Source organism: Butyrivibrio sp. NATIVEDY162, from assembly GCF_045999815.1.
Taxonomy (GTDB): domain Bacteria; phylum Bacillota; class Clostridia; order Lachnospirales; family Lachnospiraceae; genus Butyrivibrio.
In genome coordinates, this window is sequence record NZ_CP172573.1 from 1422395 (window position 1) to 1438187 (window position 15793).

General features: G+C 42.6%; 14 protein-coding genes. 2 read left to right on the forward strand and 12 right to left on the reverse strand.

Going from position 1 to position 15793, the window contains the following annotated elements; translation table 11 throughout:
* Nucleotides 1-56: 56 nt before the first annotated feature.
* The 8 genes from fabF to acpP form a co-directional block, all read right to left on the reverse strand.
* Nucleotides 57-1331 carry a beta-ketoacyl-ACP synthase II gene (gene fabF / locus ACHCNF_RS05845; protein WP_408071845.1) on the reverse strand — a complete coding sequence of 425 codons (1275 nt, stop codon included), beginning with the start codon at nt 1329-1331 and terminating at the stop codon, nt 57-59.
* A 142-nt stretch (nt 1332-1473) separates the two neighbouring features.
* Nucleotides 1474-2205, reverse strand: coding sequence for a 3-oxoacyl-[acyl-carrier-protein] reductase (gene fabG, locus ACHCNF_RS05850; protein ID WP_408071846.1), 732 nt, complete (start codon nt 2203-2205; stop codon nt 1474-1476).
* An 11-nt stretch (nt 2206-2216) separates the two neighbouring features.
* Nucleotides 2217-3164, reverse strand: a complete 948-nt coding sequence (gene fabD, locus ACHCNF_RS05855) for an ACP S-malonyltransferase (protein ID WP_408071847.1) — start codon at nt 3162-3164, stop codon at nt 2217-2219.
* On the reverse strand, nt 3161-4057 hold the full coding sequence (locus ACHCNF_RS05860) for a DUF561 domain-containing protein (RefSeq protein ID WP_408071848.1): 897 nt from the start codon (nt 4055-4057) through the stop codon (nt 3161-3163). Before ACHCNF_RS05860 ends, fabD begins: the two co-directional genes overlap by 4 nt.
* 30 nt (nt 4058-4087) lie before the next feature.
* Complete coding sequence (locus tag ACHCNF_RS05865; RefSeq protein WP_408071849.1) at nt 4088-5044, reverse strand: beta-ketoacyl-ACP synthase III; 957 nt, start codon at nt 5042-5044, stop codon at nt 4088-4090.
* A 4-nt stretch (nt 5045-5048) separates the two neighbouring features.
* The gene (locus tag ACHCNF_RS05870; protein ID WP_408071850.1) at nt 5049-6053 is read right to left on the reverse strand and encodes an acetyl-CoA carboxylase carboxyltransferase subunit alpha; all 1005 of its coding nucleotides are present in this window, start codon (nt 6051-6053) and stop codon (nt 5049-5051) included.
* A gap of 29 nt (nt 6054-6082) precedes the next feature.
* Nucleotides 6083-6931, reverse strand: coding sequence for an acetyl-CoA carboxylase, carboxyltransferase subunit beta (gene accD / locus ACHCNF_RS05875; protein ID WP_408071851.1), 849 nt, complete (start codon nt 6929-6931; stop codon nt 6083-6085).
* A 64-nt stretch (nt 6932-6995) separates the two neighbouring features.
* The gene (gene acpP, locus ACHCNF_RS05880) at nt 6996-7223 is read right to left on the reverse strand and encodes an acyl carrier protein (RefSeq protein ID WP_408071852.1); all 228 of its coding nucleotides are present in this window, start codon (nt 7221-7223) and stop codon (nt 6996-6998) included.
* A gap of 333 nt (nt 7224-7556) precedes the next feature.
* Here acpP and ACHCNF_RS05885 point away from each other — a divergent pair, with 333 nt between their 5' ends.
* On the forward strand, nt 7557-7721 hold the full coding sequence (locus tag ACHCNF_RS05885) for a hypothetical protein (RefSeq protein ID WP_408071853.1): 165 nt from the start codon (nt 7557-7559) through the stop codon (nt 7719-7721).
* 940 nt (nt 7722-8661) lie between these two features.
* Nucleotides 8662-10857: a S41 family peptidase gene (locus ACHCNF_RS05890; protein WP_408071854.1), complete on the forward strand. Its 2196-nt coding sequence runs from the start codon at nt 8662-8664 to the stop codon at nt 10855-10857.
* Between the two features lie 84 nt (nt 10858-10941).
* Here ACHCNF_RS05890 and ACHCNF_RS05895 read toward each other — a convergent pair whose 3' ends face one another.
* The 4 genes from ACHCNF_RS05895 to ACHCNF_RS05910 form a co-directional block, all read right to left on the reverse strand.
* The gene (locus ACHCNF_RS05895; protein WP_408071855.1) at nt 10942-12255 is read right to left on the reverse strand and encodes a putative bifunctional diguanylate cyclase/phosphodiesterase; all 1314 of its coding nucleotides are present in this window, start codon (nt 12253-12255) and stop codon (nt 10942-10944) included.
* A gap of 2 nt (nt 12256-12257) precedes the next feature.
* Nucleotides 12258-13571 carry a GGDEF domain-containing response regulator gene (locus tag ACHCNF_RS05900; protein ID WP_408071856.1) on the reverse strand — a complete coding sequence of 438 codons (1314 nt, stop codon included), beginning with the start codon at nt 13569-13571 and terminating at the stop codon, nt 12258-12260.
* A gap of 375 nt (nt 13572-13946) precedes the next feature.
* The gene (locus ACHCNF_RS05905; protein ID WP_408071857.1) at nt 13947-14084 is read right to left on the reverse strand and encodes a hypothetical protein; all 138 of its coding nucleotides are present in this window, start codon (nt 14082-14084) and stop codon (nt 13947-13949) included.
* 743 nt (nt 14085-14827) lie between these two features.
* Nucleotides 14828-15613, reverse strand: a complete 786-nt coding sequence (locus tag ACHCNF_RS05910) for a hypothetical protein (protein ID WP_408071858.1) — start codon at nt 15611-15613, stop codon at nt 14828-14830.
* Nucleotides 15614-15793: the final 180 nt, after the last annotated feature.

The window sequence follows — 15793 nt, forward strand, 5'->3', positions numbered from 1 at the left end:
TCATGCGCAAAATGGCCCTTATGTACATAACTTTGTGATATGGCCTTTTTGTGAGATCAGGCTTCGAATTTCTTAAATATCAGGCAGGCGTTATGCCCGCCAAATCCCAAGCTGTTACTAAGAACATACTTAAGGTCTGCCTCAATTCCTTTTTCGGGAACATAATTAAGGTCCATATCGGGGTCTGTCTCCTTAAGTCCAACAGTTGCAGGGACAAAGCCATCCTGAAGAGCCTTCACGCTGAAAACAGCTTCAACTCCGCCTGCGCCGCCAAGAAGATGACCTGTCATTGACTTGGTACTGGATACATAGAGCTCTGCAGAATGATCTCCAAACACAGCCTTAATTGCTGCAGTTTCGTACTTGTCATTAAGGCTTGTTGATGTGCCATGAGCGTTGATGTAATCAATGTCCTTTTCAGATATTCCGGCATCCTTAATTGCAAGCTGCATGCAGGCTGCACCGCCCTTTCCATCAGGAGCGGGGGAAGTTATGTGATAGGCATCGCAGTTACTTCCGTATCCCACAATCTCAGCGTAGATGTGGGCGCCTCTTTTAACTGCATGTTCGTACTCTTCAAGCACCAGAATTCCACTTCCTTCGCCCATGACGAATCCATTTCTGTCCTTATCGAAGGGGATACTTGCCCTCTCCGGGTCTGCTGTGTCAGAGAGTGCCTTCATGTTCTGGAAACCTGCAATTCCGAGAGGCGTAATACTGCTCTCAGTTCCGCCGCAGATCATGACATCCTCGTATCCATCTCTGATTCTGAAAAATGAATCACCTATGGCATTACTGCCGCCTGCACATGCTGTTACGGGGCAGGTACACATTCCCTTGAAGCCGTGAGCTATTGCAATTCTTGCTGCTGCCATATTGGATATAGCCATGGGTACAAAGAAGGGGCTTACAAAGTTGTAGCCTTTCTCTTCAGCTTTTCCATGATTTTTCTCTATCTCATCAAGACCGCCTATTCCGCTTGAAACGATGACTCCGCATCTGTCAGCAGGAATCCCGGAAACAGGTGTATTGAAGTTAAAGCTTCCATCTGCTTCTTTGCATAATCCCGCATCCTCGATCGCCTCTTCAGCAGCATACATTGCAAGCTGTGTAAATCTTGCAATATGGCGGAGCTCTTTTTTATCAAGCTTTGCTGCAGGATCAAAATTTTTAACCTCTGCTGCCACTGTTACTTTGTAACCGGTGGTATCAAAGGAAGTGATTTTTCCTATTCCGATCTTGCTGTTTCTAACATTCTCCCAGCTCTCTGCTACGCTGTTGCCGGTGGGATTGATAGTGCCAAGACCTGTTACGACTACTCTTCTTCGCATAATTTTCTCCTATATATATGTATGGATACAAGGAAGTTCCGCTCTCGCTTCGCTAAAAAAACAGGGAAGTTCCGCTCTCGCTTCGCTCGCCGGAACAAATTAGTACACCAGACTCGAAAAGACCTCGTCAGGTGATTACTTTTCACAGCCCTCCATCGACGCCGAGCACCTGCCCTGTGATGTATCCGCTGTTTTCATCGGCTAAAAACAGTACCGCGCCTGCCACATCTTCAGGCTCTCCCATTCTCTTTGCGGGAATGGAAGCTTTTATTTTGTCCTTTTGAGCATCTGTGAGAACTGCTGTCATGTCAGTAGCTATCATTCCGGGAGCAACTGCATTGACTGTGATATTCCTTGATGCAAGCTCCTTTGCAATGCTCTTGGTCATTCCGATGATGCCGGCCTTGCTTGCGCTGTAATTGGCCTGACCTGCGTTTCCGTGAACTCCTACAACACTTGATATGTTTACGATTCTTCCGTAGCGCTGCTTCATCATGGGCTTTGATACGAGCTTACTCATAAGGAATGCTCCGCGCAGGTTTGTTGCGATTACGCTGTCAAAATCCTCTGCGCTCATTCTTGCAAGTAGCCCGTCACGAGTAATTCCCGCATTATTTACAAGTACGTCTATCTGCCCGAATTTATCGGTCACGTTCTTTACCAGTTCCTCGCAGGAATTCTCATCCGATACGTCTCCCTTATAAAGGACGACTTCTGCTGCCCCGTTTTCCATGCAGAGTTTCTTTGTTTCTTCTGCAGCAGCTTCATTTCCCGCATAGCTTACGACTACGTTATAGCCCTTCTGTGCAAAGCCTGTGGCTATGGCTCTTCCTATGCCACGGCTTCCTCCTGTTACAATAACTGTTCTTGCCATCTGTCTTCCTCTTATTCTGCCAGGTGGTTACCGGCCAAAAAGCTCTTTATCTCATCTGAAGTTTCCAAAGTGGTGCATTCTATATCGTCCACATTCATAGCCTTGGCGGTTCTTTTTACAAATCCGGTAAGGGCTTTTCCGGGGCCGATCTCAACGAAGCTTCGAACGCCATTATCGAGTAGATACTCTATAGTCTGTGTCATCTTAACTCCGCTCTGCACCTGCTTTTCCAGAAGCTCCTGAACGGTTTCGTCCGCTGCACGCTCAGAACCTTTTACATTAAAAACTACAGGGATTTTCTCATCGCTAAACTCGATATCCTTGAAGTACTCCCTTAGCTTATCTCCTGCGGGGCTCATGAATTTTGTATGAAAAGGTCCGCTTACGTTTAGTGGCATGCATCTCTTTGCACCGCTTTCTTTTGCAAGTTCAGCTGCTTTATCCACAGCCTTTTTCTCGCCGCCTATTACAATCTGTCCGGGACAGTTGTCATTACATATGGAAACAACTCCTTCAGGCTCAGCTTTGTCTACACACTTTTGAAGTTCTTCTTCCGAAAGTCCCATAACTGCTGTCATTCCCGCGTCTACGCCCTCTGCTGCCTTAGTCATAGCTTCTCCTCTGAAAGCTGCAAGTCTGACTGCTGTCTCTGCATCCCATACTCCTGCAGCATGAAGAGCAGAATACTCACCGAGGGACAGTCCTGCAAGATAATCAGGCTTTATTCCATTCTTATCTAAAATAGCGGTAACACCTGCTGCAAAAGCCACCATACATGGCTGAGTATATTTTGTCTGATTAAGCTCACCATCAGGATCTTCAAAACACATCTTCTTTAAATCAAACGAAACACCGGCCTTGTCGTAGACTTCACGAAATTCATCAAAATCACGGTATAGGTCTTCACCCATGCCCTTATGCTGGCTGCCCTGTCCCGCATATAAAAATGCTGTCTTCATCTCATTAGCTCCTCAAAAATCTCTTTAACAGGTTTTATTTCCTTTAGCTGTCCGCAGGTCTGTCCCGCCATGAGGCTTCCGGTATCAGTATCACCTTCAAAAACAGCTCTTCTAAGGCTTCCAAGTGTGAACTTTTCAAGCTCCATCACATCTGCTCCGGCTTTTTCCTGCTTGATGTATTCACGTGTCATTTTGTTCTTCAAAACTCTTACGGGTGTTCCGCCAATTCTGCCTGTTACTATGGCATCAGTACCTTTTGCTTTAAGAACTGCTTTTTTATAGTTCTCATGAATAGGGCATTCCTTGCTTGCAAGAAGGCAGGTTCCAACCTGTATTCCGCTTGCTCCAAGTGCAAAGGCTGCCTTGACCTGTCTGCTGTCTGCGATTCCTCCTGCCGCTATTACGGGAACACTTACAGTATCCACAGTCTGCGGAACAAGTGTCATTGTGGTCATCTCTCCAACATGGCCTCCGCTCTCGCAGCCTTCAGCAATTATCATGTCAGCGCCGCTCTTTTCAAGAGCCTTTGCAAGTATGGGAGCAGCTACGACAGGGATCACGGTTATGCCTGCTGCCTTCCACTTTTCCATGTATTTGGCAGGATTGCCAGCGCCGGTTGTAACAACCTTCACGCCCGCCTCAACAACAATGTCTGCAAATTCGTCCGCTGCAGGATTCATCAGCATTATATTCACGCCAAAAGGCTTGTCGGTCTTGCTCTTGCAGATCCTTATTTCTTCCCTGAGCATGTCGGGTGTCATTCCGCCAACGCCTATGAGTCCAAGTGCACCTGCATTAGAGCAGTCCGCAGCAAAGGATCCGGTGGCAATATTCGCCATACCGCCCTGAATGATAGGATATTTTGTTCCCAGTATTTCGTTTATTTTTTTCATAGTTCTCCTCTGTAAGTGCCACACTATTTATTATTCAGTGCTTCTTCCGGCATAGCGGATTACAGCCCCTGCCCAGGTAAGTCCACCTCCGAAGCCGACCATCATAAGAAGGTCTCCTCTTTTAACGTCACCTTCCTTTACAAGCTCATCAAGCGCTATCGGAACGGAAGCTGCGCTGGTGTTACCATAGCGGTCCATATTTTTGTAGAATTTATCAGGATCTGCCTTCAGTCTTCTTATGACAAAATCTATTATTCTCTCATTTGCCTGATGACATATGACCTTATCCATGTCATCAAGTCCAAGACCACTCTTTTCACTGAGTTCACCGATGCATCTGGGTATAATGGAGGTTGCAAATTTGAAAACATCCTGCCCCTGCATGGTCAGTTTGCTTGGCTTTGGACCTGCACCGTAAGCCATGATCTCATAACCGCCTCTTGTTCCAAGTGTTGAAGCATATACTTTTTCATCAGACAGGGTAATCACCGCTGCCCCTGCTCCGTCTCCAAAGAGTACGCAGGTGCTTCTGTCTGTCATATCCATGAGCTTCGATAGCTGCTCACAGCCAACAATCAACGCATGCTTTTCACCTGTCCCGTTCAGCAGGCCTCTTGCCACCTCAATTCCGTATAAAAAGCCGCTGCATGCAGCGTTTATGTCAAATGACGGGATATTTTCCCGAAGTCCCAGATGTCTTTGCACCATGCAGGCCATGCTGGGTGTAGCAAAATCCCCTGAGACAGTTGCACATATGCAGACTCCTATATCCTCGGGACTCAGCCCTGAATCCTTAAGTGCTTTCCCTGCTGCCTCAATAGCCAGAGAATTGGCACACTCGTCTTTATCACAAAAAAATCTTTGCTTTATACCTGTTCTGGTGCTTATCCACTCATCGCTGGTATCAACTATCTTCGCAAGGTCGTCATTAGTGACAACCATGGATGGAACCGCCCTTCCGGTTCCTGTTATCTCAACATTTTTCATATGATCATCCGATCTTCCTGTACTTCATCTGCCTCTCGCTCTTGCAGCCTGACGGTGAGAGTGTCATAAGCTCCTTAAGGCTTGCATAGAGGGCTTCATCAAGATTTTTGAAAACTTCACTATAATCTCTCTGTGCTCCGCCTATAGGTTCCTTCACGATTCCGTCTGCTACTCCTGCCTTAAGAAGGTCATCCGCAGTAAGCTTCATGAGCTCGCAGGCTTCCTTGTGCCTGTCTGCATCCTTCCACAAAATGCTGGCAAAGCCCTCAGGACTAAGGATGGAATATACTGCATTTTCCAGCATTAAAATCCTGTTGGCGACGCCTATTGCAAGCGCTCCGCCGGAGTTCCCCTCCCCTGTGACAACTGCAATTATCGGCACATGAAACTGGCTCATCTTCGCAAGATTAGTTGCTATAGCCTCACCCTGTCCATGCTCCTCAGCTTCCAGTCCGGGATATGCTCCGGGAGTGTCGATGAAGGTTATTATTGGTCTTCTGAATTTTTCTGCTTGGTTCATAAGTCTCAGGGCTTTTCTATATCCCTCAGGACATGGCATTCCGAAGTTGTATGCCATACTTTCTTCCATAGTGTGTCCTTTTCTATGTCCAAGGACTGTCACCGGAATTCCGTGGAATCTGGCAATTCCACCATATATACTTTTATCTTCATCAAAAAGGTGATCCCCTTTCTGTTCGAAGAAATCAGTAAAAAGTCCCTCTATAAAATCATCAATATGCGGTCTTTTCGGATGTCTTGCGAGAAAGACCTTTTCATCAGGGGTAAGCTTTGCGCAGTCCTGAAGCAGGTAATCGCGGAGCTGCTTTAGTCTGTCTATCTCAGTTCCGTGATAAGCCCAGGCTTCGTACTCCTCTTCTATTCCCTCAAGAACTTCATCACATTCAATGGCTGTATTTACCAGCTCTTCTGTCTCCCCTGCGGCCTTTTTCTCAAGTGCGCTGATTTTTTTATCAAGTTTTTCAACCGACTTTAAAACCTTTTCAAGCATTGGTTCCTCCTTTGTAACAAATTAAGGATTTACATATGCAGCTCAATTAGTTTAATGAGTGTATCCCTCATCTCACTTCTTGGAACGATTTTATCCACAAAACCGTGAGCTTCCAGATATTCACTCCTCTGAAATCCCTTGGGCAACTTTTTATGAATAGTCTGCTCAATAACTCTGGGTCCTGCAAATCCGATAAGGGCCCCCGGCTCAGCAAGAGTAATATCTCCAAGAGATGCAAAGCTTGCAGTTACTCCTCCCGTTGTTGGATGTGTAAGAAAACTTATGTAAAGTCCACCCACAGCGTTGAATTCCTCTATGGCTGCAGCAGTTTTTGCCATCTGCATAAGGCTGTAAATTCCTTCCTGCATTCTGGCTCCGCCGCTGGCTGAGAAGATGATAAGCGGAAGCTTTTTTTCAGTAGCATACTCAATTGCCCTCGTCACCTTCTCTCCGACAGTGCTGCTCATACTCCCCATAAAAAATCTGCTGTCCAATACTATGGTCACAACTTTATGCCCACCGATTTTTCCTGTGGCAGTAACAGCCGCTTCCGGAAGTCCTGTCTTTTCAGTCTGGAGTTTTAGCTTATCTCTGTACTCCGGAAAAGCCATGGGATCCTTGGGCTCCATTCCTTCGTTCAGTTCCTTGAAGGTTCCCTTATCCAGAATAATTGAGAGTCTGTAGTATGCACCAATTGCTCTGTAGTGTCCGCACACAGGGCAAACATAGTAGTTCTTTTGCCAGTCCTGTTTAAGGGCTCTCCTGTTGCAGGCCTTGCATTGTATGAAAACCGGTTCCTTATCTTTTTTCAGAAAAACCTCACCCAGATCCTTCCTTACTCTTGCGGGAAATGATAATGAGTCAAGAAATGTTCCCATATTGAAGTCTCCTTTGCCCTCAATCTCTTGTCAGTGCTAAATCCGGCTAACCCCAAGCAGCGAATTACTTGTTTGCCTCGATAGCCTTAAGCACATCCTCTACTGTTGCAAGCTTTGCAACTTCTTCATCAGGAATTTTGATTCCAAGACGCTCCTCGATCTCCATGTGAAGCTCTACAACGCTGAGTGAGTCAGCGCCGAGATCATCAATAAGTTTTGCCTCAGGTGTGATCTTATCCTCATCAACTGCAAGAATCTCTGCTACAAGTCCCTTAAGTTCATCAAAAGTCATTTTTATTTCCTCCGTTTTAACTAAATTTCTTTTAACTAAATTACTTTGAAATAATAACTTGCAAGTTTCCATTTGTCAACATAGTATTGAACTCTACTTTTTGGCGTATTTTTATCAGTTTCCATGCTTACTGATTTTATTAAGAAAATGAAAGTTAATTTTTATTAATTTTTTTCAAAAAGTGCCGATATAAATGAAAGTTTAAAACATTTAATTTTCCTCTAAACTTTTCCCAAATTCATCTCGATAATAATAGTGAACGCAGAAAAACACATGCACAAAACGGCCGATTGCATGAAACATAATTACTTGATATCCACGGAGGTAGTCATTATGTATATGTATGAATTGTTTCTTGCAAAAGATATCAACGGAAAGAATATCCGCTTCATAGAGACAGATCACAGGGCAGACGACCTTGAATTATGGCTCAAAAAGCTTGTAAAAGACAATACCATCACAGAAGACGTAGCAAATGCAGTTACCTTCGTTTGGTAATAGGTAATTAAAATAAAAAATCGTATAAATCCCACGATAGAACACTAATTACTCGCCAGTCGAAAAACAATAAGATCAGTCAGCAGAGTAACGAAAATAGAGGGAATTCAATATACAAAAGGAACTCGGCATCGCGAAGCCTGAGTTCCTTTTTAGTTGCTTTAACTTACTAAAACTTCCCATACCCAACTCCCCTGCGAGTCCCATTTCTTCTGCTGGCGAGGCTATTAAACCAGGGTGAGCTTTGTATATATGCCGCCCCAAGCATGTCTAAGCTCTATGCCTTGGAATCCATCGTTTCTCCGGTGCTTGCTCATTATGCTCGCTTTGTTTTCTAAAATACCGGCTGCCACTTTTTTATGGGCATGCTCCGAAAAAAACTTGCAGGACGCCTTTATATACTGTAGACGCGTCCTGCTTCAAACAGTTTTCTACGCATGCCTAAAGTGGCATTACCGGTATTAGAAAACAAACGCTCACATACAATCGCCGCACCGGAAAAACGAATGGTTCCAAGCATAGAGTGAGTTCTGCAGGGCGGCATATGTTTATACAAACGATCCCTGTTTTAATGACAAGCCGAGCGTAGAAGAAATGGAACTCGCAGGGAAGTGTATGTGGGAAGTTTTAGTAACTTACCAATTACTGTTACTGTTCACACCTTACGGTGCTCACAGCAACTGGATTTGCCCATTCCAGTTGCCTTCGGCAAAGGGGCAAATCCTATATTCAAGACGTAGAACATTCTCACGCTCAGCGCAGCAAGTGCGCAGAGCTGTCTGAACAGTAACCAATTACTTCATAGCATATTTATGCTTTTTTAATTTGAACCACTTATCTGCTACAACCTATACTAAAGTTAGATTCTATAGATTATTGAGCGCATCTTCCTTTTTGCGTTCAGGAAGTCACGTTTTTTCAAGTAAATGAGGGGTTTATCATGAAAAAGAAAATAATAGCATTGCTTCTTTTAGTAACTTTGACTCTGTCGGCATGCGGAGCTGCAAATAGTAATGCTTCCCAAACAGGATCCACCGCAATTGCATCTGATGAAGACGCATCTATTGGCACTGCCTCCGATGAGGGAGACTCAGATGCTGCCACAGATACCGCCGTAGATGCTGTCAAAGATACCGCCAAAGATGCTGCCACAGATACCGGCAGTTCTTCTGCTGACGCCACCACTTCTGAAAAGGGCCAGGCGGATAATGAAGATTTCTCAGACGGTGACATTAAGCTGTTATGGGATGACAGCCGGGTTTATCTCACGCCAAAACTTGGCTCCAACTCTGTGCTTCCAACCTACTCTGTCAAGGGCTATGAGGATGTACCTTTTGTAAAAGCAACCAATTATCTTGATATTATTTTTGAAAGATCAGCCTATTCCACTCTCGAAGATGGTGTTTTAAAAGTTCACAGGAACGGAACAGAAGCTGTAATAGATCCGGAAGCGGATACCATATATTTTGAAAACACTTCCAGGTTCCGCTCGATTGGCATCATTGAAGGTTCCCTTTTGGATTTTGAGGAATTAAACGTAGTTTCCGCATCTGTGAAAAATTCCTCGTCTCAGACAGAGTCCACTCCCCTGACTGTTTCCTTAAGTGATTATCATATGCCTGTATTTCTGTTTGAAGATGATATCCTGATGCCGTTTTTAGCACTTCAGAACACCTTCGGTGCGGTCACTATGCGCAATTGGCTTGCATACAACGGCAAGGATTATTGTAATCTCTATATTGCAAACAACTATCTGGTTGAGAATTCCGACACTGAGATAGATGAATCCCCTTTCCTGAGAATGGCTTTCAAGGGTCCTTTTAGTGAAAAGTCAGAACCTTCACAAGATTATGCCAACTACAGTTATTACTCAAACTGTCTTCTGCTCGATCTGTATTATGGTCATAAGGACGAAAAAAACATCACAACTTTTGATGAGTATTTCACAAGGCTCAATATAAAGCCATCGCTTTGCTCCACAGATATTTCCACAGTATCCTTTGCAGAATGTCTTGTATTTTTTTATCTCTTCGATTCAGGACATGATGCATTTTTGCCGGTAAGAAGCGTATTTGGTAAAGTAAATCTTGAGGATACTTCAAAAGCTGAAGAAATCATAGATGATATCAAAGATTCCGAAGCAGGAAGTCAGCTGTTTGAAGATGAAGAAGAAACTGAGGATAATGATTCTACCGATGCATTGGGAGATGCCGTTCTTGGTGTCCTTTTCGAAAAAGGTTTCAAGGTTCCTGAGATTGCACCTCTTTCTGCCTGGGGTATTTATTTAGGTAAGAAAAAGCCGGCAGATTACGGATCGGAGCGCCTTGATTATGTAGATGACACCGCAATTATTTATTTTGACGCTTTCATTGATAATATGGACAGAAATCCTTCATTCTATCTCGAACCAATAACAGAAGATGATTTTGCAAGCAGTAGCTTTGCATTTTTCTATAGCTGCTTTGAAGAAATAAAGACTCACAAAGAGGTCAAAAATGTCGTTTTGAATGTTTCTTCGAACGGCGGTGGATATGCTGCCGCACTTGTATCTATCCTGGGCTTTTTATCAAAGGATGGTGAGGTGACCATAACAGATATGGATATTATCTCAGGCAGCTACAGAGAAGAATGCTATCACGTAGATACAAATCTGGATGGTATCGCTGATGACAATGACGGGTATGGCGATCAATATGACTTTTTCATAATGACCAGTCCCAGTTCCTATTCATGCGCCAATGCCCTTCCTTACTTTGCACAGCAAAACGGTCTGGCAAAGATCATAGGTACAAAGCCCGGCGGAGGTGACTGCATAGTAGGAGGCTATTTGGATGCCTATGGATATGGCGGTTCATTCTCAGGAATGCTCAAGCTTGGAAAACTCGAAAACGGAGAGTTTGTCTCCAATGAAAAAGTAACTGAGCCTGACCTTAACATGATGCCTTCATTACTTGATTTTAACAGTGTTCCATGGTTTGATCCCGAGGGTATCACAGATGCTGTACATCAGTGCAAAGAAGGAAAAACCGAGATGACATACAGCGCCGAAGATAAGCTTGACGCATTTGCTGAAGCGTTAACAATTCTTTTGAATGTGGATGATGAAGAGGACTCAGAAACAGAAACGGAAGAATGATATAAGGATTTTTCAAGTGATATGGCCAAAACCGGGTAAAAAGTTTTAGCACATGCAATAAAGTAGGAAGGATCTGTTTCCTTCCTACTTCTTTTTTGGATATATTTTATTTTTCAGTCTTTCTTCAAATTCCTCAACCGGAAGTGGTCTGTCAAAGTAGAATCCCTGGATGACATAGCATCCGACCTTGTTAATAAAATCAAGCTGATCCTGCCTCTCAACACCCTCCGTCACTACCTCCATGTTCAGTCCCGAAGCCATATGAATGATATCCCTTAAGATTATCTCATCCTTCCATGAAAACTCGGGAGTATTTATGAAGGATCTGTCAATTTTTAAGGTGTGGACCTTAAATTCTCGCAGGGTTGCAAGGGAGGAATATCCTGCACCAAAATCGTCGATAGCGGTGTTGATTCCTCTGTCATGAAGGTTACTTATGAATTTGGCCAATTCGCCGTGTTCCTGCTCATCCACAGTCTCTGTAACCTCAACCTCGATATATTTTTTATCCACTCCGGAATTGATGATTATCCTGTCGATGTTTTCTGCAAGATCGGAATCTACAAGATTTTTTCGTGAAAAATTGACTGAGATTGTAACAGGCTCCATACCCTCATCTATCCATCTCTTAAGGTCTTCGCAGGCTCTTTTTAGCACATAATAATCAAGAAGTACTATCTCACCGTTCTGTTCAAGAGGCGGTATGAAAATTCCGGGTGAGATCATCTGCCCGTCATGCTTCCAGCGCACAAGTCCCTCAGCGCCTACAAGTGTGTTGGTTCGGGAGTCTACCTTGGGCTGATAGAACACCAGAAATTCCTTGTTTTCAAGTGCCTTCTGATATTGTTGAAGTACTGATTTCTGTACAGCCACCCGCTTTAACATTTCTTCCGTAACACTGACTACAGGAATATGAAGGATGTGTTTTGCATGCTGAAGTGCTATAGAGGGTCTTCCGATAGCTTCTCCGGGATCCTCAAAATCCTCCTCGATATCCCAGAGTCCGATTGTAGATGTAATTCTGACCTTGTCCTCTCTCCCATCCTTTGTAACTGTCACATCTATTCCGTTCAGAAGACGGCAGAATTTCTCTTTTCTGCACTTATGGATAAGGGCTACAAAGCTGTCTCCACCAAGGTGTCCCAACACTTCATCCTCATCAAGAAACTCTTTTACCTTCTCTGTAAAGCGGACAACTATATTGTCGGCGACCTCAAAGCCGTACTTTTGATTGATATTTCCAAAACCCTTTAGGTTAAATTGAAATGCAGTAAAATCCTTGATGGTGCCTGTGGTTATTTTTTCATAGACCTCATCAATGTATCCCCCTGCATTGGGAAGCCCTGTCAGATAATGAACTTTTTTATCATCTATATTTTTTCTGATATTTTCTGTCATTATTATTTAACCATTTCCATCTCGTATGTAATGATATATTCCCCCGATGGATCCTTCTCTTTCCATTTTTCAACAATCCGCTTTATAACTAAAATGCTGTTGTTTGTTTCTGCCTTTAGCAGAAGTACCCTTACATGACTCTTGCCATGTTGCGAAGCTACGTCACTTCCCCTCAAGGACTCGCAAACCACTCTATAAAACATATCACCTATATCTCCCGGAAGTGATTTCTCGTCACCATTTTCCGGGGTGATGGTAAAGACAATGAAGTGATTGCCTACCTGATAATTGTCTTCTACTCTGCACAAAAATCTGTAGATCAGCTTGAACTGCTCGGCATTTAAGACAAATGCACCTTTTCCTCTGCTTCTCTCTGCGAGTATCATCATATCCTGACCGATGTCGGAAGTTATACTATCCATCTCTACAACATCTGAATCTGAGTCAACAAATATGCAATGCCCGTGTTTTCCATTTTGCTTTACGTTATACAGAGCCTTATCGGCTTTTTTGTACAAAGTTAAAAAATCCGTTCCTTCCTCCGGTGCGAGAACCGCACCGACTGATGCCCCAAGGGGAATGTTCATATCCTCCCCCATGAACTCTCTTGCGGATTTCAATAATTCTTCATTTATGTATCTTGTTTTCTCGGCTATCGATTTTTCATCCAGGACATTCTGACAAAATGCTATGAACTCATCACCGCCCATTCTGCCGGCAATATCATTATTCCTGATTGCTGATCTTATGATCTCAGCAAATCTGATGAGAATTTTGTCCCCCATGCTGTGCCCGTACAAGTCGTTCACCAGCTTGAAGCTGTCAAGGTCTATCATCATGAGAACGCCTCTTGTTTCTCTGCACATCTCACCTATCTCGGCCTGTGAGGAAGCTTTGTTCAGAAGACCTGTCATGGGATCTGTCTCAGCTGCCGCCTTTAATCCCTGTATCTTCTCTACATTTTTCAGGATGTTCTCAACGCGCTTAATGAGCACATCTGCACGAAACGGCTTTCTTATAAAATCCACCGCTCCCTGCTCAAAGCCCTTCCCCTCTGTTTCTTCATCTTCATCAGCCGTCATGAACATGACAGGAATGTGCTCAGCATACTGATCCTGCAGCGTACTCTGAAGCTCAAAGCCTGACATTCCGGGCATATGCAGATCTGTCAGGATCATGTCCGGTCTCTCATGCTTGTATTTTTCAATCGCCTCAGCTCCTGAAGTTACGCAGATAGTCTCATAGTGAGGTGCAAGTATGTGCTGCGTCATCCGCAGTGTTATTCTCTCATCATCTACTATCAGAATCTTCTTCATAAATCTCCTGCTTTTAAGTACAATCGCCTGGTTTTATGTTCAATCACCGCTTTTAAGTTCAATCGCCGCTTTTATGTTCAATCGCCGCTTTTATGTTCAATCGCCGCTTTTCCAACAAGAATTCACACAAAGACAGCACACCAAAAGAAACGGTGGTATACTCCGCCTAAATATATTATAGACTTATGAATGTGAAAAATGCAGAAATGAAGTAATATTTTATCGTTTTTTTATATTGGGTGTGTGGGGTGGATATCTTTTTGTTTTTCTTTTTCTTCCAGTTTGCTTATTTAGACTTTTTGGATGAAAAAAAGAATGCATTGTGACGGATTTTCTTAGTTATGATGTGTTTTTGTTCTTTTTATCGGTAGGTATTTACTTTTTTATTTGTTTTTTGTTTGTTTTTGTCTGTTTTTTGTTTGTTTTTGTTTGTTTTTGTCTGTTTTTTGTTTGTTTTTGTCTGTTTTTTGTTTGTTTTTTATCTGTTTCAAGTTTGTTTTCTTCTCTATTCATACTTTTCACATGAATTTTAGTTTTCGGATGAATTATTTGACGTTATTATGATATATATTATTCATATTTTCATTCATCTTCATCTTTTCTTTCAAAAATTACTGTTTTGGATGAATTAAAAACTTGTTTGCGTGTATATTTTATCATTATATCGTTGCACCTTCATCCACATTTGTGTTTTTCACTTATTCGGATGAATTCCATTCTATAACTTGATATTTTCTAGTTGTTATTTCGTTTTTCATTCATCCATTTTCACTACTTTAACCAATTTAGATGAAAATCCATCTAAATTACCAAGCTACCAAGAAAAATCCCCCGTTATATAATCAAAAAATCTAAAAAAGCCACAATTGCATGTCAAACATTTAGAATCAAGCTGCGTTGCCTGCACTGAAATTCTAAAAACAAATCCCAGTGCACAACTGCCTGTTGGGGCCTTTGTCTACACTGGGATTAAAAAACACATATTTTTCTTCCCGTTGCAAAAGAAATGACAATACACCGGGGAGAATAACAAATTTGCAGAATCAATAAGTTCCTTTATACAGCACCTGTCTTTTAGCATTTCAATGCTGCCATTTACATAACTTTATAGTATTACTCACTTAAATAGTGTTACTCACTTAAATAGTATTGCTCACTTAATACTATTGCTCACTTAATACTATTGCTCACTTAATACTATTACTCACTTAAACAGTATTGCTCACTTAATACTATTACTCACTTAATACTATTTCTCACTTAACCCTAAACATGTGGCACAGCTTGGCGGTTGTCTTCCTGCTGCCGAGCTTAACATGTGCAGTATCGGACAAAACTGTATAGCCATCAGTAAAGCCCTGGTTCCACTCCTGTATCTTTTCCCAGTTTTTTACATGATTACCACAGATTCCAACGCAGGCTCTGTTGTAGCCCTGAGGGAAAGTTATGGTTATACTCTTTGCGTAGGAAACATAGTAGTTGTAGACGTTGCCTCTCCATTTAACAGCTTGAGGTTTGTAGGGCTTCCAATCTGTTTCTACAACTTCACAATCCTTGTAGTTGTCTCCTTCTGCGCCATCTGTGACATTTGTCTTTAGATTCTCACCTGTTCTCTGATCCACATAAACTACGTCAACATAATCTTTGAAATAGTCACCCTGTAATCCCTTATTTCTGCGCTCCAGGAGCTTTTTGGCTACTTTCCTGCTCATAGCCCTGGGTAGCTGAATCTGTATAGTAAGAATAACCTTAACATCTGAGCTGCTTCCAGAGCTGCTGCTTGAACTTCCACCTGTCTTTGCTCCGCTACCACTGCCCAGAGGAATTCTTCGATATTTCGTTATTTTGGCAAATAGCTTCTGATATCCACTTCCTCCCGGAAGCTTGGTATAAAACGGTGTCCAGTTTCCAGGCTTTAGATTATAGGAAACTCCGCTTCTCTTAAGATCCATAAATTCTGCATGGACAGTTGTTGGAATAGCTGCAAAGAAAATAACAGTGCAAAGAATCATAGCTAACAGAACATTAACCAATCTCTTCATTGATAAATCCCCCTCATTTGTTTATCAATATCTCATAAAGCATTATCAATATTGCATAAAGTATTATCAATATTTCATAAAGTACTCTACTTATATTATATCGGTAATTTCATAAAAAACTTTATGCAAATTCCAAACAAAATTCACTACATCGGTGACATTAAATGCTTATTACACCCC